Raw genomic sequence first — 18750 nt, 5'->3', positions numbered from 1 at the left:
GTGTGCGCAAGGCGGCGTCCGGATGCAGGGCGCCTTTGGCGGGGCGATGCCGGGCCTGGTGCTCCGGCGCGTGGCGGCAATCCTGCGAGAACGATGGCGCCACGATCGGCGGGCGGGTCAGATGCGGATGCCGAGGCCGCGCAGATAGATCAGGATCGCCGCCTCCAGCAGCTCTTCGGGGGCCATCGGCAGCTTGCGCCGGGCCGCGTCGCCGCGCGAGAACAGCGCTGCGATGCCGTGCGACACCGACCAGATGTGGAGGCTGACCATCAACGCTGGCGGACGCTGTTCGGCGGGGGCCTCCTGGCACAGCACCTCGCTGGCCCGGCGCAGCACCGAGAACGCCTTTTCGTTGGCGCGCGAGAGCTCCGGGCTGGTGTCGCTGGGAAGTCCGGCCTCGAACATCACCGCATAATCCGCCGGGTTCTCGCGGGCGAATTTCAGATAGGCCCGGCCGACCCGTTCGAAGGCGGAGACCGGGTTCGGCGCGCCGTCGTCCCAGGCCGTCTCGAGCGCCTCGGCGAGGCGGTCGAAGCCGCGGCGCGCGACCTCGGCCATCAGGTCCTCGCGGTCGCGGAAGTGGCGGTAGGGCGCGGCGGGCGAGACGCCGGCGGCGCGGGCGGCTTCGGCCATGGTGAAGCCGGACGGACCCTTTTCGGCAATGAGCTCCAGCGCCGCGCGGACCAGCTCGTCCGGCAGGTTGCCGTGGTGATAGGCGCGGCGGCCCTTGTCGCTGCGGGATTTCGACCAGCTCATGTGAAGGCTTTTCACATAATTCCGCCCGCTTGCACAGGGCGATTGGGAAGCGCGCGGTGCCCCGGTACCGTTTGCTGCGCTCCATTAAACGGCCCTTAAGGGTCGCCGGCTATTGTTTCATGGCGTGTATAGAATAGGATTTGCACCTTGGAGATGAGCGAGCCCGACCTCTTCGTGTTTCACGAGCCGGCCGAAGGCGACGTCCGGCTGCCGACGTCGGCGCGGGTTATCGACCGCGAACGGCTGGTCTCGGTGGAGGCCAAGGTGCACAGCTTTCGCCGCACCGGCTGCGTCCTGGAAACCCGGGACAATTCGGACGTTCCCGACTATCTGTCGCTGCGCTTCGACAATCTCGACCAGTTGATCGGCGCCTGCGTGACGTGGCGGCGCGGAAAGATGACCGGCGTCGACTTCGAGACCGGTTCGCTACCGGAAAACGACCTGCGCAAGGAAGCGCGGATGCCGGTGAACATGCCGGCCGTGGTCAAGGATGCCGGCGGCGACTGGAAGGCGAGCTGCGTCATCACCGATGCGAGCCGGTCCGGCTGCCGCCTGCGTTCCGACAAGGCGATGAGCTTTCCCATCGACGTCCTGGTCAATATCGAGGCCGTCGACCGGCCGATCGGTGGCAAGGTGGTGTGGCGGCGCAAGAACCAGATCGGCATCGCGCTGTCGTGGAACGAGCGCCGACCGACGGTGCGGGACGACAAGCCGTTCCGGCTTTCCGAACGCGCAACGCGCGAAACGACCGGCGGTTAGTCTCGCTTCCGACGCCCCCTCGGGGCCTCAGCGAGCGATCTTCAGGATTTTTTCCAGGTCGAGATGGGCCTCGATATGGTCGGCGAGCGCATCGAGCGTCGCCTCGATCGCGGCATCGTGGTTCCGCCCGGAAGGCTTTCCGCCGAGCGTCTCGATGAACGCGGCGCGCTGGGCGTCATGGCCGAAGAGGCCGTGCAGATAGGTGCCGGAGACCAGGCCGTCGTCGGCGGTCGCGCCGTCCTGGCGGCCGTCGGCAAAGGTCAGCACCGGCCGTTCCGTGTCCGGGCCCACGGTTTCTCCGATATGCATTTCGTAGCCGGCGAAGGGCGCGCCGTTCGCTGCGCTCGTGCCGGAGGTCTCGGTCAGTCGCTTGTCGCCGGTCAGCACCGTTTCGATGTCGAGAAGGCCGAGGCCGGGAACGCTTGCCGGTGGGCCCTCGATGCCGTCCGGGTCGGAGATCGTTTTCCCCAGCATCTGGTAGCCGCCGCAGACGCCGAGCACGCGTCCACCGCGACGGTGGTGGCCGGCAAGGTCGATGTCCCAGCCATTGGCGCGAAAATCGGCAAGGTCGGCAATCGTCGCCTTGGAGCCCGGCAGGATGACGAGGTCGAGCGGTGCCGGCAACGGCTCGCCCGGTGCAACGAAAACGAGGTCGACGTCCGGCTCGGCGGCGAGTGGATCGAAATCGTCGAAATTGGCGATCCGCGGCAACAGCGGCACGGCGATCTTCAGCTTTGCGCCGTCCTTGCGCACGGGCGTCCGCTCGGCGAGTTCGAAGGCGTCCTCGGCGGGCAGGAGGCGGGCGGCGTCGAAATAGGGCAGGAGCCCGATCGCCGCCCAGCTGGTCTTTTCGGCAATCGTCGTCATGCCATCGGCGAAGAGGGACGGGTCGCCGCGCATCTTGTTGACGATGAAGCCTTCGATCATCGCAACGTCTTGCCGCTCCAGCACCGTCTTCGTGCCGACGAGGCTCGCAATCACGCCGCCGCGGTCGATGTCGCCGACAAGGACGACCGGCACGTCCGCAGCGCGGGCAAAGCCCATATTGGCGATGTCGTTGGCCCTCAGATTCGTCTCCGCCGCACTGCCGGCGCCTTCCACGACGACGATGTCGGCCGCGGCCTTCAGGCGCTCAAAACTTTCCAGTACGGCCGGCATCAGGCCACGTTTGATCTCCTGAAACTCCCGCGCCTTGGCGCTTCCCGTCACCTTGCCCTGGACGACGATCTGCGCGCCGACCTCGCTCTGGGGCTTCAGCAGGACAGGGTTCATGTCGACGGTCGGGGGAACGCCGCAGGCCCTTGCCTGAAGCGCCTGCGCCCGCCCGATCTCGCCGCCGTCCGCCGTCACCATGGCGTTGTTCGACATGTTCTGCGGCTTGAACGGGCGTACGGTCAGGCCGCGCCGCGTCAGCGCCCGGGCGATGCCCGCCGTCAGCAGCGACTTGCCGACATTCGAGCCCGTTCCCTGGAACATGACGGCGCGCCCGGCCGCGCCTTTGCGCCCGCTCGTTGTCCCGTTCCCGTCGATGATGCGATTGACACCCATTTCGGCCCGTAATAATCAGAATCCGACGGTTCTTCCATCGGGAAGATAATAGGGAATGCGGTAAGGGCTCTGCCCGATGCCGCAGCTGCCCCCGCAACTGTAGGCGGAATGCCGCTTGTCGGTGCGCCACTGGGTCACGCAAACGAACCCGGGAAGGCGACAAGCGGCGGAACGATCCGCGAGCCAGGAGACCTGCCGTCAAAGGACTATTGCGCGGTCGAACGGGGTGCGTCGGCCAGGGCAAACGTCGCGAAGGATTTTTTCCCCCGCGGCGCGTTTCGCTCACCACCAGGCGATTCGGCAAGGACCAGCACCCCGCGACAAGCGCGCTTCCTTTGCGCGCGGGACAAGGACTGCGCGGTGCCGGACGACGATCAACCTCTTCTCCACGTCTGTGTGACCTGCAAGAACGCCAAGCTTCCCGCCCCTGGCGAGGACGACCCGGCGCATGGCCGCGTCCTCTATGAGCGCATCGCAGTAAAGCTTCAGGGCGATGCGGAGGCGCCGATCGCGGTGGAGCCCATCGTCTGCATGGCCAATTGCGAGCAGGGCTGTTCCGTCGCCATCTCCGCGCCGGGCAAGTGGTCGTATCTGCTCGGTCACCTGACGCCCGACCACGCCGACGACCTCATCACCTACGGCGCCGCCTTTCGCGCATCGAAGAAGGGCACCGTATTCCGGTCGAAACGGCCGGCATCGCTCTATGACGCCATCGTTGCCCGCTTTCCGGGCATGCTTGCCAAGGACGAGGAACCCCAGACATGAAGACCATCGCCGAGCGCATCCCCGTCACCGTGATCACCGGCTTCCTCGGCGCCGGCAAGACGACGCTGCTGCGCCATGTCCTTGAAAACGCTGGTGGGCGGCGCTTTGCCGTCCTCGTCAACGAATTCGGCTCGGTCGGTGTCGACGGCGGGTTGCTGCAAGGCTGCGGTCTTGCGTCCTGCCGGGACGAGGACATCGTGGAACTGGCAAACGGCTGCATCTGCTGCACGGTTGCCGATGATTTCCTGCCGACCATGCAGGCACTGCTGGACCGGGACGAAAAACCGGATCACGTGCTGATCGAGACCTCCGGCGTTGCCCTGCCGAAGCCGCTGATCAAGGCGTTCGACTGGCCGGACATCCGCGCCCGCATGACCGTCGACGGAGTGATCGCCGTCGTCGATGCGCCGGCCGTCGCCGACGGGCGCTTTGCCGACGATCCGGATGCGGTCGAGGCGCAGCGCCAGGCCGACGCAATGCTCGACCACGACAACCCGCTGAACGAGGTCTATGAGGACCAGCTCATGGCCGCCGACATCATCCTCCTCAACAAGGCGGACCTTTTGGAGCCTGGCGTTATCGAGCGGCTGACGGCGGAAATCGCCGCCGAAGTCCCGCGCGCGGTCAAAATCGTGCCGACGGTGAGCGGCCAGCTCGACGTCGACGCCGTGCTCGGCCTTGCCGCCGCCGCCGAAGACGACCTCGACGCCCGACCGTCGCACCACGACGCCGTCGACGGCGAGCACGAGCATGACGACTTCGAGAGTTTTATTGTCGAGCTGCCGGAGCTTTCCGCGCCGGAACCGCTCTTGGAACGGCTGAAGACCGTCACCGGCGATCATCCGATTCTCAGGGTGAAGGGGCATGCGGCGGTTGCCGGCAAGCCCATGCGGCTGACGGTGCAGGGCGTCGGCGAGCGACTGCAGCACCATTACGACCGGCCCTGGCCGGCGAACGATCCGCGGCGCGGACAGCTCGTCGTCATCGGCCTTTCCGGCCTCGACCGGGCGGCCATCGAGACGGCGATACGCGGCTGAACCCATGCACCTTCTCGTCCGCGAAAGCCACTCTTTGGAGGAAGCCGAGGTCGCCATCGATCTCGGCCAGAATGCTGCGGACATCGTCGTGCTGTCGTTCTCCGACAGCGACCTCAATGCGCTCGCCGCCGCCTTCCAGCCATTGGAAGGTGCGTTGCCGAGCGTCAGGATCGCCAACCTGTCCCGGCTCAAACACCCGATGTCGGTCGACCTTTATGTGGAGGAGGTGATCGGCCGGGCGAAGTGCGTCATCCTCCGGCTTCTCGGCGGCATCGACTACTGGCGCTACGGCGTCGACGAGGTGACCGCCGCCTGTCGGACATCCGGTGCGAAACTGGTGCTGCTGCCCGGTGACGGGAGGAAGGACGAGCGGCTGGCCGCTCTCTCCACGGTCGATGGGGAGATGCACGCGCGGCTCGACGATCTCTTTGCTGCGGGCGGCCCGGCGAATATGGGGCTCGCCCTGAAGCTCGCCGCGCACCTGTCCGGGGCGGCGCCCGATCCGGGCGGGGTGGCTGAAACCGTGCCGCTCTTCGGCGTCCATGATCTTGCGACGCCTGAGCAGGAAGGACGCCCGCTCGCGGTCCTCGTCTTCTATCGATCCTATCTGCTCGCCGGCGACTTCGCGCCGATCGAGGCGCTGGCAGACGCGCTCGACGCGGAGGGGCTCAACGCCCGTGCGGTCTTTGTCCACAGCCTGAAGGATTCGGGCGCCGCCGCCTTCGTCGCCGACACGGTGCGCATCTGGGAGCCGGCGGTCGTGATCAACGCCACCGGCTTTTCCGCCCGGCTCGGCGACGGGCCGTCGCCGCTCGATGCCGCCGGGGTGCCGGTGCTGCAGGCGGTCTTTGCCGGCTCCTCGCGCGAGGCATGGGAGGGCGCGGCGCGGGGGCTTTCCCAGGCCGATCTCGCCATGCAGGTGGTGCTGCCGGAACTCGACGGTCGGGTGCTCGCCACCGCCGTTTCCTTCAAGGCGGAAGAAGTGGCGATCCCGGCGCTGCAATACTGCCGCGCCATGCACCAGCCATTCGCTGAGGGCATTTCCCTGACGGTGCGGCGGGCGGCGAACTGGGCCCGGCTTGCCGCGAAAGGGCGGAGCGAGCGGCGGCTGGCGCTCATTCTGTCGGACTATCCGGCCGGTGGCGGCCATGTTGCCCATGCGGTCGGGCTCGACACGGTCGCGAGCCTGGAAACCCTCACCGCGCGGCTGGCTGCCGAAGGCTATGATCTCGGCGAAACTCTGCCCGACCAGAAGAAACTCATTGCCGGGCTGTGCGAGGTCGCCGCAGTCCCGACGCTCTCGCTCGACGACTACCGGGCGCTGTTCTCCGCCCTGCCGGACAGCGTGCGCCGGGACGTTCTGGAAGCCTGGGGGGCGCCGGAGGAGGATCCGGCGGTCGAGGACGGAACATTCCGCTTCAAGGTGCTGACGCTCGGCACTTCGGTGGCGGCGATCCAGCCGGACCGGGGCGCACGGGACGACCGCAAGGCGACCTATCACGACCCCGACCTGCCGCCGCGCCACGGCTATGTCGCCTTCTATCTCTGGCTATCGCGCGCGCTCGGCATCGACGCCATCGTCCATCTCGGCACCCACGGCACGCTGGAATGGCTGCCGGGCAAGGCGGTCGCGCTGTCCGGTGCCTGCTTCCCGACGCTGCTCTCCGCCGACCTGCCGGTCGTCTACCCCTTCATCGTCAACAATCCGGGCGAGGCCGCGGTCGCCAAGCGGCGCGTCGGCGCCGTCACCGTCGGCCATCTGACGCCGCCGCTGAAGCAGGCCGGAATCCATGGCTCGGCCCGCGAGCTGGAGCGGCTGGTCGACGAATTCGCCGCCGCCGACGGGCTTGATGTGCGGCGCATGGCGCTGCTCAGGCGGGAAATCCTTGAGCGCGCCGAAAGCGAGGGGCTCCTGGCGGAAAGCGGCGTCACCCGCGACATGTCCGACGACGACGCGCTCGCCCGGCTCGATGCCTATCTCTGCGACGTCAAGGACCTGCAGATCCGCGACGGGCTTCACATTTTCGGGGCCAGCCCGGGTACCGAGCGCCGGGACCTGCTGCTCGACGCTTTGAAAGCGGCCGCCCCGACCATTGCGCCGGACGATCTGGAACGCCGACTCGACGCGTCGCCGACCGCCGAAATGGACGCCCTCCTTGCCGCCCTCGACGGCCGCTTCGTCGAACCCGGTCCGGCCGGCGCGCCGACGCGCGGGCGGGCCGATGTGCTGCCGACGGGCCGTAACCTCTTCACCATCGATCCGCGCGCGATCCCGACCCGTTCCGCGCTGGTGCTCGCCGAGAAGGCGGCGGACAACCTCCTCCTGCGCCACCTGCAGGAGCATGGCGACTGGCCGCGCTCGCTGGTCATCGACCTGTGGGGCTCGACCACCATGCGCACCGGCGGCGAGGATCTTGCCCTCGCCCTCACCCTGATGGGCGTCAAGCCGGTCTGGGACGACGGCTCGGCCCGGGTCTCCGGCTTTGAAATCCTGCCCCAGGCGCTGCTCGACCGGCCGCGCATCGACGTCACGGTGCGCATCTCCGGCGTCTTCCGCGATGCCTTCGAGAGCCAGATCGCGCTGCTCGATGCCGCGATCCGGGCCGTAGCCGCGCTCGACGAGCCCTCGGGCAATCCGCTGGCAGATGCCGCGCGGGGGCTTTCGGGCCAAGAATTCCGCCGGGCGACGACGCGCATCTTCGGCGCCGCTATCGGCGACTACGGCACCGGCATCGAAACGGCGATGTTGCGCGGCGACTGGCAGGCCAGCGCAGACCTCGGCACGCGCTATATCGACGCCTCGTCCTTCGCCTACGGCAAGGATCTCGACGGCATCGCCGACCGCGAGGGCTTTTCCGACCGGCTGAGGGCGGCCGATGCCTTCGTCCATTCCCAGGACCATGGCGAGGTCGACCTCCTGGAAAGCATCGACTACGCCGCCCATGAGGGCGGGTTCGCAGCTGCTGCCGAAGCGCTCGGCGGCAAGCCGGCGCTCTACCATGCCGATACCTCCAAACCGGACGCGCCGACCGTCCGCACGGTCGCCGAAGAGGTCGCGCGGATCGTGCGCGGTCGGGCCGCCAATCCGGACTGGATCGCCGGCATGATGCGCCACGGCTATCGCGGCGCCTCGGAGATCGCCCGCACCATCGACGGGCTCTCCGGCTTTGCCGCCACCGTCCCGGTGCGTTTCGACCGGCAGTTCGAGCTCCTGTTCGACGCCACCCTCGGCGACGATGCGGTCGATGCGTTCCTGATGGACGCCAACCCGGCCGCGCGCGAGACCATGGCCGACCGGTTCCGCGACGCGATCTCGCGCGACCTCTGGCGTCCGCGGCGCAACTCGGTTGCCTTTGCGCTGGAAAGGGACGCGTCGTGACGGCGCCGATGCGCAAGGGCTGGTGCCCGAGCCTGTTGAAGCCGATGGAGTCCGGCGACGGGTTCCTGGCGCGCGTGAAGCCGACGGCGGCGACGCTTTCGGCCAATGCGGCGCGGGCGCTGGCGGAGGCAGCGATGCGCTTCGGCAACGGGCTCGTCGACGTCACCAACCGCTCGAACCTGCAGTTTCGCGGCTTTTCTCTCGATTCCATCGCGCCCTTCGCCGATGTCGTCTTTCGCCACGGCCTTGCCCATGACAGCGCACCGGTGGAGCAGGTGCGGAACGTCGCGGCAAGCCCGCTCGGGGCCGATGATCCGTCGGCGGCGTTCGATGCGCACCTTGCGGCGCGAGCCATTGAGGCGATGCTGGCCGCGACCCCGGAGGTCCGGGCGCTGCCGCCGAAATTCGGTTTTTCGGTCGATGGTGGCGGGGCGTCGCCGCTCGGCGATGTGGGGGCCGACGTCCTGATCGTGCCGGGGCCGACCGGCGTTGCCGTGCGGCTTGCCGGGTCAACGCTCGCGGCCGAATGCGCCGAGGGGGATATTCCATCGGCCGCCCGCGCGGTAGCGCTGGCGTTCCTCGATCTCGCCGGGACGCAACCCGAGCCACCGCGGCGGATGCGCCATCTCATCGAGGTCCTGGGCCCCGAGGCGGTGTTCGCCAAGGCGGGGCTCATGCCGGCGGGGCAGGAGCAGCCGGTCGCTCGATCTGCGCCCAGGATCGGCTATGGCGATTTGGGGAAGGGCACAGGCTTTTTCGCAGTCGGCGTGCCGTTCGGAACACTAGAGGTGTCCGCCCTCGCACAACTTGCCGATTTCTCAGAAGAATTCGGCAACGGCACGATCCGGCTGACGCCGTGGCGGTCCCTCGTCCTTGTCGGCATCGCGCCCGAGGCGGCGGACGCCCTCGCTGAGGCCGTCGCTTGCTCCGGCCTCCTCACGGACCCCGCCGATCCGCGCCTTGCCATAGTCGCGTGCCCCGGCAAACCGGCCTGCGAAAGCGCAACCGTCGCGACCCGCGCGGATGCCGCCCGCCTTGCCGCTTCGGGCGTGCTGGACGACGTCTCGGATGCGACCGTCCATGTCTCCGGCTGCGCCAAGGGCTGCGCCCATCCGCGCCCGGCGACCCTCACCCTTTCCGGCAGGAACGGTGCCTATGACGTGATCCTGAACGGCAGGGCGGACGCAGCAGAGAAAGCAGGGGCGGACGCCGCGCCGCATTTCTCCGGGCTTGACCTTGAGGGTGTCATCGCCGTACTTGCGACGGCCCCCTGGAGTAAACCCCGTTGACACCCGGCTACGACTACATCCGCGACGGCGCGGAGATTTACAGAAAATCCTTCGCGACGATCCGGTCCGAGGCGGACCTTGCCCGCTTCAGCGCGGACGAGGCGCGCGTTGCCGTGCGCATCATCCATGCCTCAGGCATGGTCGACGTCGCCAAGGACCTGACCTTTTCGCCGGGTTTCACCGACGCCGCTCAGGCGGCGCTGAAGGCCGGGAAACCGATCCTGTGTGACGCCAAGATGGTCGCCAACGGCGTCACCCGCACGCGGCTTCCCGCCGACAACCGGGTGATCTGCACGCTCGATTTTCCCGCCGTGCCGGACCTGGCGAAAAAGATCGGTAACACGCGTTCGGCCGCCGCCCTCGATCTTTGGGGCGCGGAAATGGAAGGGGCGCTCGTCGCCATCGGCAATGCGCCGACCGCGCTCTTTCACCTGCTCGAGCTCTTCGACGCCGGGGCGCCGCTGCCGGCGGCCGTCATCGGCATGCCGGTCGGCTTCGTCGGCGCGGCGGAATCGAAAGAGGCGCTTGCCGCCGACGGCCGCGTGCCGTGCCTCACCGTTTCCGGCCGGCGCGGCGGCAGCGCCATGACGGCCGCAGCCGTCAACGCCCTCGCCACCGAGGTGGAGTGATGGCGACCGGCACCCTCTATGGCGTCGGCGTCGGGCCCGGCGATCCGGAACTGATGACGCTGAAGGCGGCGCGGTTGATCGGCTCCTGCCCGATCGTCGCCTATTTCGCCAAGCGCGGGCGCCAGGGCCATGCGCGGCGCATCGTCGACGGCCATATCGGCCCGGCCTCGCGCGAGCTGCGCCTGGAATATCCGTTCACGACGGAAGTGCCGGTCGACGACCCGCACTACCCGAAGGAGCTTTCCGCCTTTTATTCCCGCTCGGCGGAGGAAGTGGCGGCCGAGCTCGATGCCGGCCGGGACGTTGCCGTCATCTGCGAGGGCGATCCGTTCTTCTACGGCTCGTTCATGTATCTCTTCGACCGGCTATCCCAGGTCTATCCGACCGAGATCGTCCCCGGCATTTCCGGCATGCACGGCTGCTGGGCGCAGGCGAAGACGCCGATCTGCCATGGCGACGACGTCTTTTCGGTGCTGCCCGGCACGATGGACGGCGCGCTTCTGGCTGAGCGGCTGAAGGGGAGCGACGCCGCCGTCATCATGAAGATCGGCCGCAACCTTGAAAAGGTGCGCACCGCGCTCGCCGAGGCCGGACTTCTCGACCGCGCGATCTATGTGGAGCAGGGCACCATGGAGGGCGAGCGGGTCGAAATGCTCGCCGATCTTGCCCATGCGCCGGCGCCCTATTTCTCGCTGATCCTCGTTCCGGGGCGGCAGGGGCTCAGATGACCGGCTCGCTGACCATCGTCGGGCTCGGGCCCGGCGCAGCAGACCAGGTGACGGGCGCGGCCAGTCAAGCGCTTGCTGTCGCGACCGACATCGTCGGCTACGGGCCCTATGTGGACCGGGTGCCTGAGCGGGCCGGCCAACAGCGCCACCGTACGGACAACCGGGAAGAAATCGACCGCGCGCGCCATGCGCTGGAAATGGCCGCCGAGGGTCGCCATGTCGCTGTCGTCTCATCTGGCGATCCGGGCGTCTTTGCCATGGCCGCCGCCGTCTTCGAGGCCGTGGAGACCGGAGAGGCGGCCTGGCGCGCGCTCGACATTTCGGTGGTGCCGGGGATTTCGGCGATGTTCGCCGCTGCGTCCCGGCTCGGCGCGCCGCTCGGCCATGATTTCTGTGCCATTTCCCTCTCCGACAATCTGAAGCCCTGGGATCTGGTGCTGAAGCGGCTGCGCGCCGCGGCGGAGGGCGACTTCGTCATCGCGCTCTACAATGCGGCGTCGAAGGCGCGCCCGCGCCATCTCGGCGAGGCGCTCGAATTGCTGCGCGGGATCAAGGGGCCGGACGTGCCGGTGATCTTTGCAACGGCCATTTCCCGCGCCGACGAGGCGATCGAGATCACGACGCTGGGCGAGGCCGACGCCGCCCGCGCCGACATGCGCACGCTCGTCATGATCGGCTCCAGCGCGACGCGGCTCGTGGCGCGGCCCGGCGCACGGCCGTTTGTCTATACGCCGCGCCGGGTAGACGGTCAGGTGCCTTGAGCCCCTTCCATCAGCCAGGAAAGGGCCGTTGCCGCATCCGGCACGGTGTCGATTGCGGGAAGCGGCGGGCGTTCGACCATCACCACCGGAATGCCGGCCTCGCGGGCGGCCGTCAGCTTTGCCGCGGTGGCCGTGCCGCCGGCGTTCTTGGTCACCAGGATATCGATGCCGTGGTCGGCGATAAGGGCGCGCTCGTCGTCGAGCTTGAACGGGCCGACGGCTTCGATGGCGGTGCAAATCGGCGGGCGGGTTTCCGCGTCGGGCGGATCTACGCTGCGGGTAAGGTAATGGTGCTGGGGCGCTGCCCTGAACGCGGCGAGTTCGTTGCGGCCGATGGTGAGGAAGACGCGTTTCGGCTCAGGTCCGAGGGCGCTTGCGGCCTCGGTCATTGTGGCGACGAAGATCCAGGTGGCGCCCGCCTGCGGTTGCCAGGCCGGCCGGTCGACGCGGATCAGGGGCACGCCGGTCGCTTTTGCCGCCGCCGCGGCATGGTCCGTCATCTGGGCGGCAAAGGGGTGGGTCGCGTCGACCATCGCCTCGACATGATTGACGTTCAGATAGGCAACGAGGCCTTCGATGCCGCCGAAGCCGCCGATGCGGTACGGGATCGGCGGCAACTTCGGGGATTTCGTGCGCCCGGCGAGCGACAGGACGGGCGCGATTTTCGGCTCGCCGACCAAGGCCTTGGCAAGTTCGGAGGCCTCGGTGGTGCCGCCGAGGATCAGAACGCGGTAGGGTGTCTCTAGGTTTTGCACGGGGGGACTGCAATGACGGAGCGCTGGCTTTCCATTGTGGGGATCGGCGAGGACGGTGTCGAGGGGCTTTCGCCGGCGGCGAAAAAGCTCATCGAGGACGCCGAACTGGTCGCCGGCGGCGCGCGGCACTTAGGCCTCGCCGGCACGCTGATTTCCTGCGAGAGGCTTTCCTGGCCGAGCCCCTATACCGACGCGATCCCGCATCTCGTCGGGCGGCGGGGCCGCCCGGTCTGCGTGCTCGCTTCCGGCGATCCGTTCTTTTATGGCGTCGGTGCCAAGCTCACCGCGTTCGTCGCGCCGGAGGAGATGCGGATCGTGCCGGCGCCGTCGTCGCTGTCGCTGGCCGCGGCCAAGCTCGGCTGGTCGCTCGCCGACGTGCGCACCATCTCCTTTTGCGGCCGGCCGCTCGCCCCGCTCGCGCCGCTGCTGCAGCCGGGCGCGAGAATTCTGGCGCTTTCCGCCGATGCGGCGACGCCGGCCGAGGTCGCCGACTTTCTCTCCCGGCGCGGCTTCGGCGAGAGCCGCATCCATGTCCTGGAATCCCTCGGCGGGCCCGAGGAGCGCATCCGCAGCACGACCGCGTGGGACTTTGCGTTCGACGATGTGGGCGCCTTGAATCTAACGGCGCTGGAAATCGTTGCGGGGCCCGACGCCGTCATCCTGCCGCGCACGGCGGGCCTGCCGGACGGGCTCTTTGAAAACGACGGCCAGATGACTAAGCGCGAGGTGCGCGCCGTCACCCTGTCGACGCTGGCGCCCCATTCCGGCGAACTTCTCTGGGACATTGGCGCCGGCTCCGGGTCGATTGCCATAGAGTGGCTGCTCGCCGATCCGGCCAACCGGGCGATCGGGATCGAGCGCGACGAGGTGCGCGCGGCGCGGGCGGCGCGCAATGCGGTCGACCTCGGCGTGCCGGACCTCGACATCCGCGAGGGGTCGGCGCCGGAGGCCTTCGCCGGGCTGGAAGCGCCCGATGCGGTCTTCATCGGCGGCGGGATCACGAGCGAGGGCGTCCTGGATGGTGCCTATTCGGCCCTGAAGCGCGGCGGACGGATCGTCGCCAATTCGATCACCGTTGAAAGCGAAGCCGTCTTGATCGACGCGGTGCAGCGCTATGGCGGGACGCTGGCGCGGCTGTCGGTGGAGCGGCTCGATGCCATCGGCGGTATGCACGGGTTCCGGCCGGCCATGACCGTCACCCAGTGGAGCGCGGTCAAGCCATGAGCGAGGCCGCACTCGCGACAGGGGCGCCGCGCGTCGTTGCCGGCATCGGCTTTTCCAGCGAGGCGACGGCGGAGGAGATTGCCGGGCTCTTGCAGCGCTGTCTGCGTGATGCAGGCATTGCCGCGGCGGACGTCGTTGCCGTGCCTGCTTTCAAGAGTGGCGCGCCGATCGTCGGCGTCTTGCCGGGGCTGCTCGGCCTCGACGTTCATCTCATCGAGGACGCCGACATGGCGGCCGTGCAGGATCGCTGCTTGTCCCGATCGTCGGTGGTAAAAGCTGCGACCGGGCATGGCTCGGTGGCAGAAGCCTGTGCGCTCGCCGTCGCCGGCCCCGGCGGCCGGCTCACCGGGCCGCGCCTTGCCTCTGCCCACGCCACCTGCGCGCTCGTCCTCTGCCAGGAGACTTCATGACCGTCCATTTCATCGGCGCCGGACCGGGCGCGCCCGACCTCATCACGCTGCGCGGCCGGGACCTCCTCGCCGCCTCGCCCGTCTGCCTCTATGCCGGATCGCTGGTACACGAGGCGGTGCTCGCCCATTGCGGGCCGAACGCGCGGATCGTCAACACCGCGCCGATGAGCCTTGAAGAGATCGAGGCGGAGTATGTTCGGGCGTTTGAGGCGGGTCAGGACGTCGCGCGGCTGCATTCCGGCGATCTCTCCGTCTGGAGCGCCATGGGCGAGCAGATCCGCGTCTTGGAAGCCCGCGGCATCCCCTATACGGTGACGCCCGGCGTTCCGGCCTTTGCCGCCTCCGCCGCCGTCCTCGGCAGGGAACTGACGCTGCCGGAGGTCGGCCAGTCGCTGATCCTCACCCGCACCACCGGCCGTGCCTCGAAAATGCCGGAGGGCGAGACGCTGGAGGCCTTCGCCGCTACGGGGGCGACGCTGGCGCTGCACCTGTCCATCCATGTGGTCGAGGACGTCGCGGCGCGGCTCGTCCCCTTCTACGGCGCCGACTGTCCGGCCGCCGTCGTCTTCCGCGCCTCCTGGCCGGACGAGACGGTGCTGACGGGCACGCTTGCCACCATCGCCGACCAGGTGAAGGCCGCCGAGATCGACCGCACGGCGCTGATTCTCGTCGGTCCGGTGCTGGGGGCGGCCGACTTCCGGGCGAGCGCGCTTTACGATGCCGACTACCAGCGGCGGTTCCGCGGCCGCGGGAACTGAGCCAGTCCCCTGGCGTTGTTCCTTGCGAACGTCTCTCAATCGTTGCCGAATGCTGCTACAACGGTGGGGGACCTGAGCGGGAGAGGACAGATGGGCCGGACGATCATCCTGGCATTGGGGCTGATTCTCGGCGGCGTCTTTTCCCAGGCGCCAGAATACGCGCAGCAATACCGCCAGCGGCTCGGCGGTGCCATCGACGAGCTGAAGCAGGTGGTTGCCGACTTCAACTCCGATGCCGAGCGCGAGGGCCTTCGGACCGACGATGCCCTGAAGCGCCTTTCCGACAATCCCGACACGCTTGCCAGCCGGCGCGGCCAGCGCATGACCGAGATCATCGCCCGCTATCACCGGCTGGAGCGCCAGCAGAACGCCATGCAGTCGGCCGGTCCGGTCAACCGCATCGTGGCGCTTGCCCGCGATTTCGACGGCGAGGTCGCCGAGGGCGCCTATGAGGATTTCGAGCCGGGCGTGCCGGTGACCATCGAGGGATTGCTCGCCGCCCTCGTCGGCTTTGTCGTTGCCTATTTCGGCGGCGGCGTCGTCTGGTCGGCCAATCGCTGGCGGCGCAGGCGCCGCGCCCGGCGCAAGGCCGAGGCAGCCAACGAAACCGTTTGACGGCCAATGGCTTTGCCGGAAAACCCGTTTCCAGCCTTCCCCCCAATGCTATAGATGCGGCCATGGACACGCTGACGCGCATGCGCATTTTCGTTCAGGTCGTCGAATCGGGTGGCTTTTCGGCCGCGGCCCGCGCGCTCGGCCGTTCCAAGGCGCTGGTCTCCAAATATGTCCGCGAGCTTGAGGACGAACTCGGTGTCCGCCTCCTCAACCGCACCACGCGCCAGCTCTCGCTGACGGAAATGGGCGAGACCTATGTGCGCGAGGCGTCCGAAATCATCCAGAAGATCGAGGACCTCAACGGCTCGCTCGGCGAGCGGCACGGCGAGCCGCGCGGTCTCCTGCGCGTCTCCGCGCCGCGCTCCTTCGGCGAGCTGGTGCTGGCCGAGCCGATCATGGAGTTTCTCGCCACCGAGCCGCAAATCCGCATCTCGCTGCGGTTCGAGGACCGCTATGTGGACCTCGTGGAGGAGGGGATCGACGTCGCCATCCGGATTTCCGAACTGGCCGACTCCAGCCTCGTTGCCAGGCGGCTCGCGCCGATGCGCAACAAGATCGTGGCCGCGCCGCTGCTCCTGGACGCGTCGGGCCGGCCGCAGCATCCCAAGGACCTTGCCGACCTGCCCTGCATCATCGACCGCAACATGCGGGTGCCGGCAAGCTGGACGTTTCGCGAGGACGGCAAGCGGTTTTCCGTCTCCGTCAGCGGGCCGGCCGAGGTCGACAGCCTGATCGCCGTCAGGGCCGCCGCGCTCCGCGGCCTCGGCTTTGCCAGCGTGCCGGAGTTCGTCGCCCGCGACGATATCGCCTCCGGCGCCCTCGTCGAGGTGCTGGGCGGCTTCCAGTCCGACGATATCGGCGTCTATGCGCTCTATCCGCACCGCCGGCACCTGCCGGGCAAGGTGCGCGCATTCATCGACTTCCTTGCCGCCTGGTTCGGCCGCGACTGGCCGCGCAGCGCGGATTGACCGCCGTCAGTGCGATGCGGCGCTTTTGAAGATATATGGACAGGGCGCATTTCAAAGGGGGTGGGTCGGCCGGACGGGCTCCACGTTTTCGCCAATCTTCGGGGCGATGAGGTGGAGGCTGCATTCCCGATTCGCGTTCCGCCGCAAACCGCAGGCCGTGTTCACGCCATGATCCGATCGCGACATCCCGCCCTCGTGGCCGCCGCGCTGATCGCTGCCCTTGTCGCCTCCCTGCTGGCGCGGCCGGCGCTGGCGCATCCCCATGTCTTCATCGAGGCCAAGGCCGAGATCGTCTATGACGGCGAGGGCAATGTCGTTGCCATCCGCCACCACTGGCGCTTCGACGACGCCTTTTCGGCCTTCGCGATCCAGGGCCTCGATACCAACGGCGACGGGAAGTACACGCGCGAGGAGCTTGCCGACCTCGCCGACGTCAACGTCAACTCGCTGAAGGACTGGGGCTATTTCACCTTCGGCGACGACACCAAGGTGGAGATCGACTTCAAGCCGCCGGAGCCGGGCTACTGGCTCGACCTCGTCTCGGTGCCGCTTACCGACTACTGGGCAATGTCGGACGAAGACATCAAGGCGATCGCGGAAGATGCCGAGCGCGACGGCACCCAGCCGATGCAGGAGGTGAAGCTCCTGGAGCTCCACTTCACCCTGCCGCTGAAGGAGCCGGTCGGCTCCGACACCAAGGTCACCTTCGACGTCTACGACCCGACCTATTACATCGACTTCCGCTTCGCCAAGGACGCGGACGCGGTGAAGCTCGTCAACGCGCCGGACGACTGCAGCACGGAAATCCGCCTGCCGCAGCCGCTCGACGACGAGACCGCGGCGCGGCTTGCCTCGATCGGCGCGGATGTGCGCGAGCCGCCGCCGGAGCTGCGGGCGATCACCCAGACGCTGGTCAACCAGGTCGTCATCACCTGCGGCGATGCGGTCGCGGCGGCGCCTGCTGCTGCGCCGCCCTCGGCCGAGGACGCCGTGACGCGGATGGCGGCCGGCGATCCCGGCGCGACGGCGCCGGGCGGCCAGGCGAGGTCGGAGGCGGCGACCGAGAGTGCGCCGCAATTGCACTCCGTTGCCGATCCGGAAGCGATGTCGGCGCCGTCAGCCGGGTTCTTTTCCGGCATCGTCGGCACCGTGGCGCGGATGCAGTCGGAGTTCTACCAGCGCCTCATCGGCGCGCTCCGGCGCTTCAAGGGCGACCCGGCCGCCGTCTGGTTCCTGTTCCTCCTAAGCTTTGCCTATGGCGTCTTCCACGCCGCCGGGCCCGGCCACGGCAAGGCGATCATCACCTCCTACATGTTCGCCAACGAGGCGACGCTGAAGCGGGGCGTCGCGCTCTCCTTCGCCGCCGCCTTCGTGCAGGCGACCGTGGCGGTGGCCATCGTCACCGTCGTCGCCCTGGTGCTCAGCGGTACCAGCATCGCCATGAAGTCGACGCTCGGGGTGTTCGAGGCCGGCAGCTTCGCGCTCGTGGCGCTGCTCGGCGCCTGGCTGGTCTATCGCAAGACCCGGGCCTTCCTGCGCCTGTCGCCGTCACCTGCGGCCGTCGGGGCCGCCCATGTGGCCGACACGCACGTCCATGGGCATGCCCACGATCACTCCCACGATCACTCCCACGATCACTCCCACGATCACGGGCACCACCACCATTCCCATGATCATGACCACGACGATGCCTGTTGCGGCCACAGCCATGCGCCGGACCCGGAGGCGATTTCGGGAAAACTGTCGCTGCGCGAGGCCGTCGCGGCGGTGTTCTCCATCGGCATGCGGCCCTGTTCCGGCGCGCTGGTGGTGCTGGTCTTTGCGCTTTCACAAGGGCTCTATCTCGCCGGCGTTGCCTCGGCCTACATCATGGCGATCGGCACGGCGCTGACGATCTCGACGCTTGCGATCATCGCCGTCACCAGCCGCGGCATCGCCCAGCGCATCATCGGCGCGGAGACGTTGCGCGCGCGGCGCATCTTCGCCGGCGTGGAGATCGCCGCCGCCGTCGTCGTCGTCCTCGTCGGCGTCGTCTTCTTCATCGCCGCGCTTCAGGCCCCCGCGACGCTTTGATGGGTCGGCTTTCGGCGCACCGGTTCGCGCGTCTAGATTTGACCTATACTCTGCGTCACCACCGGGTCGGGTCCAATGCTGTCCGGTTCATGGTCGCGCACGTCGGCACCCACCGGCTCCGCGTCATCACCGGGCTTGACCCGGTGATCCATGATGCCTTGCAGCTTGCTGATGCCTAAGCGATTGAAATCAGAGGCCCTATGGATTGCCGGGTCAAGCCCACTACTGTCCGGTTTAGATTGGGGCGAGGTCGAGGGACATCTGGTTGGGGTTGGTTGGCGGCGGTTTTGGCTGTG

At 68.3% G+C, this 18750-nt stretch carries 18 protein-coding genes and 1 riboswitch; of the genes, 14 read left to right on the top strand and 4 right to left on the bottom strand.

Features of this window, described 5'->3' with window-relative positions:
* Positions 1–117: 117 nt before the first annotated feature.
* The gene (locus tag CH339_RS13730; RefSeq protein WP_111434930.1) at positions 118–756 is read right to left on the bottom strand and encodes a TetR/AcrR family transcriptional regulator; all 639 of its coding nucleotides are present in this window, start codon (positions 754–756) and stop codon (positions 118–120) included.
* Positions 757–909: 153 nt separating this feature from the next.
* Between CH339_RS13730 and CH339_RS13725 the strand changes: the two genes are divergently transcribed.
* A complete protein-coding gene (locus CH339_RS13725) occupies positions 910–1515 on the top strand; it encodes a PilZ domain-containing protein (RefSeq protein ID WP_111434929.1) in 606 nt (201 codons plus the stop codon).
* A 27-nt stretch (positions 1516–1542) separates the two neighbouring features.
* On the opposite strand, the gene CH339_RS13720 is transcribed toward CH339_RS13725, so the two are convergent.
* Entirely contained in the window at positions 1543–2991 is a 1449-nt protein-coding gene (locus tag CH339_RS13720) for a cobyric acid synthase (protein ID WP_244669208.1), read from the bottom strand.
* Between the two features lie 81 nt (positions 2992–3072).
* A riboswitch (cobalamin riboswitch) is annotated at positions 3073–3277 on the top strand.
* Positions 3278–3423: 146 nt separating this feature from the next.
* On the opposite strand from CH339_RS13720, the gene CH339_RS13715 reads away from it, so the two are divergent.
* From CH339_RS13715 to cobJ, 7 genes are read left to right on the top strand one after another with little or no spacing between them, the layout of a single operon-like run.
* Positions 3424–3828, top strand: coding sequence for a DUF1636 family protein (locus tag CH339_RS13715; protein ID WP_111434927.1), 405 nt, complete (start codon positions 3424–3426; stop codon positions 3826–3828).
* The gene (cobW, locus tag CH339_RS13710; RefSeq protein ID WP_111434926.1) at positions 3825–4865 is read left to right on the top strand and encodes a cobalamin biosynthesis protein CobW; all 1041 of its coding nucleotides are present in this window, start codon (positions 3825–3827) and stop codon (positions 4863–4865) included. Before CH339_RS13715 ends, cobW begins: the two co-directional genes overlap by 4 nt.
* A 4-nt stretch (positions 4866–4869) precedes the next feature.
* Positions 4870–8244 carry a cobaltochelatase subunit CobN gene (gene cobN / locus CH339_RS13705; protein ID WP_111434925.1) on the top strand — a complete coding sequence of 1125 codons (3375 nt, stop codon included), beginning with the start codon at positions 4870–4872 and terminating at the stop codon, positions 8242–8244.
* The gene (gene cobG / locus CH339_RS13700; RefSeq protein ID WP_111434924.1) at positions 8241–9533 is read left to right on the top strand and encodes a precorrin-3B synthase; all 1293 of its coding nucleotides are present in this window, start codon (positions 8241–8243) and stop codon (positions 9531–9533) included. The genes cobN and cobG overlap by 4 nt, the downstream gene beginning before the upstream one ends.
* The gene (locus CH339_RS13695; RefSeq protein ID WP_111434923.1) at positions 9530–10162 is read left to right on the top strand and encodes a precorrin-8X methylmutase; all 633 of its coding nucleotides are present in this window, start codon (positions 9530–9532) and stop codon (positions 10160–10162) included. The genes cobG and CH339_RS13695 overlap by 4 nt, the downstream gene beginning before the upstream one ends.
* The gene (locus tag CH339_RS13690; protein WP_111434922.1) at positions 10162–10890 is read left to right on the top strand and encodes a precorrin-2 C(20)-methyltransferase; all 729 of its coding nucleotides are present in this window, start codon (positions 10162–10164) and stop codon (positions 10888–10890) included. The genes CH339_RS13695 and CH339_RS13690 overlap by 1 nt, the downstream gene beginning before the upstream one ends.
* The gene (cobJ, locus tag CH339_RS13685) at positions 10887–11651 is read left to right on the top strand and encodes a precorrin-3B C(17)-methyltransferase (protein WP_111434921.1); all 765 of its coding nucleotides are present in this window, start codon (positions 10887–10889) and stop codon (positions 11649–11651) included. The genes CH339_RS13690 and cobJ overlap by 4 nt, the downstream gene beginning before the upstream one ends.
* On the opposite strand, the gene CH339_RS13680 is transcribed toward cobJ, so the two are convergent.
* Positions 11639–12406, bottom strand: coding sequence for a cobalt-precorrin-6A reductase (locus CH339_RS13680; protein WP_111434920.1), 768 nt, complete (start codon positions 12404–12406; stop codon positions 11639–11641). The genes cobJ and CH339_RS13680 overlap by 13 nt on opposite strands.
* 12 nt (positions 12407–12418) lie before the next feature.
* On the opposite strand from CH339_RS13680, the gene cbiE reads away from it, so the two are divergent.
* From cbiE to CH339_RS13650, 6 genes are all read left to right on the top strand, one after another.
* Positions 12419–13630: a precorrin-6y C5,15-methyltransferase (decarboxylating) subunit CbiE gene (gene cbiE, locus CH339_RS13675; protein ID WP_111434919.1), complete on the top strand. Its 1212-nt coding sequence runs from the start codon at positions 12419–12421 to the stop codon at positions 13628–13630.
* Positions 13627–14040: a cobalamin biosynthesis protein gene (locus CH339_RS13670; protein WP_111434918.1), complete on the top strand. Its 414-nt coding sequence runs from the start codon at positions 13627–13629 to the stop codon at positions 14038–14040. Before cbiE ends, CH339_RS13670 begins: the two co-directional genes overlap by 4 nt.
* Entirely contained in the window at positions 14037–14798 is a 762-nt protein-coding gene (cobM, locus tag CH339_RS13665) for a precorrin-4 C(11)-methyltransferase (protein ID WP_111434917.1), read from the top strand. The genes CH339_RS13670 and cobM overlap by 4 nt, the downstream gene beginning before the upstream one ends.
* Positions 14799–14888: 90 nt before the next feature.
* Positions 14889–15413, top strand: coding sequence for a DUF2937 family protein (locus CH339_RS13660; RefSeq protein WP_111434916.1), 525 nt, complete (start codon positions 14889–14891; stop codon positions 15411–15413).
* Between the two features lie 62 nt (positions 15414–15475).
* Positions 15476–16381 (top strand): LysR family transcriptional regulator, encoded by a 906-nt coding sequence (locus tag CH339_RS13655; protein ID WP_111434915.1) that lies wholly within the window; start codon positions 15476–15478, stop codon positions 16379–16381.
* Positions 16382–16549: 168 nt separating this feature from the next.
* A complete protein-coding gene (locus CH339_RS13650; protein ID WP_111434914.1) occupies positions 16550–18454 on the top strand; it encodes a HoxN/HupN/NixA family nickel/cobalt transporter in 1905 nt (634 codons plus the stop codon).
* Between the two features lie 32 nt (positions 18455–18486).
* On the opposite strand, the gene CH339_RS24965 is transcribed toward CH339_RS13650, so the two are convergent.
* The coding region (locus CH339_RS24965; protein WP_210207377.1) for a hypothetical protein at positions 18487–18750 on the bottom strand (264 nt) is incomplete at its 5' end.

The organism is Rhodobium orientis, from assembly GCF_003258835.1.
Taxonomy (GTDB): Bacteria; Pseudomonadota; Alphaproteobacteria; order Rhizobiales; family Rhodobiaceae; genus Rhodobium; species Rhodobium orientis.
Note: the sequence above shows the minus strand (reverse complement) of the source record. Positions and strands in the feature narration are given on the sequence as shown.

Bases quoted from the DNA above. Each gene is read 5' to 3' on its own strand.
- cobW (WP_111434926.1), top strand. From the start codon at position 3,825: ATGAAGACCATCGCCGAGCGCATCCCCGTCACCGTGATCACCGGCTTC.
- CH339_RS13660 (WP_111434916.1), top strand. From the start codon at position 14,889: ATGGGCCGGACGATCATCCTGGCATTGGGGCTGATTCTCGGCGGCGTC.
- cobM (WP_111434917.1), top strand. From the start codon at position 14,037: ATGACCGTCCATTTCATCGGCGCCGGACCGGGCGCGCCCGACCTCATC.
- cobN (WP_111434925.1), top strand. From the start codon at position 4,870: ATGCACCTTCTCGTCCGCGAAAGCCACTCTTTGGAGGAAGCCGAGGTC.
- CH339_RS13670 (WP_111434918.1), top strand. From the start codon at position 13,627: ATGAGCGAGGCCGCACTCGCGACAGGGGCGCCGCGCGTCGTTGCCGGC.
- CH339_RS13720 (WP_244669208.1), bottom strand. From the start codon at position 2,991: ATGTTCCAGGGAACGGGCTCGAATGTCGGCAAGTCGCTGCTGACGGCG.
- CH339_RS13650 (WP_111434914.1), top strand. From the start codon at position 16,550: ATGATCCGATCGCGACATCCCGCCCTCGTGGCCGCCGCGCTGATCGCT.
- cobJ (WP_111434921.1), top strand. From the start codon at position 10,887: ATGACCGGCTCGCTGACCATCGTCGGGCTCGGGCCCGGCGCAGCAGAC.
- cbiE (WP_111434919.1), top strand. From the start codon at position 12,419: ATGACGGAGCGCTGGCTTTCCATTGTGGGGATCGGCGAGGACGGTGTC.
- CH339_RS13730 (WP_111434930.1), bottom strand. From the start codon at position 756: ATGAGCTGGTCGAAATCCCGCAGCGACAAGGGCCGCCGCGCCTATCAC.
- CH339_RS13690 (WP_111434922.1), top strand. From the start codon at position 10,162: ATGGCGACCGGCACCCTCTATGGCGTCGGCGTCGGGCCCGGCGATCCG.
- CH339_RS13725 (WP_111434929.1), top strand. From the start codon at position 910: ATGAGCGAGCCCGACCTCTTCGTGTTTCACGAGCCGGCCGAAGGCGAC.
- CH339_RS13655 (WP_111434915.1), top strand. From the start codon at position 15,476: ATGGACACGCTGACGCGCATGCGCATTTTCGTTCAGGTCGTCGAATCG.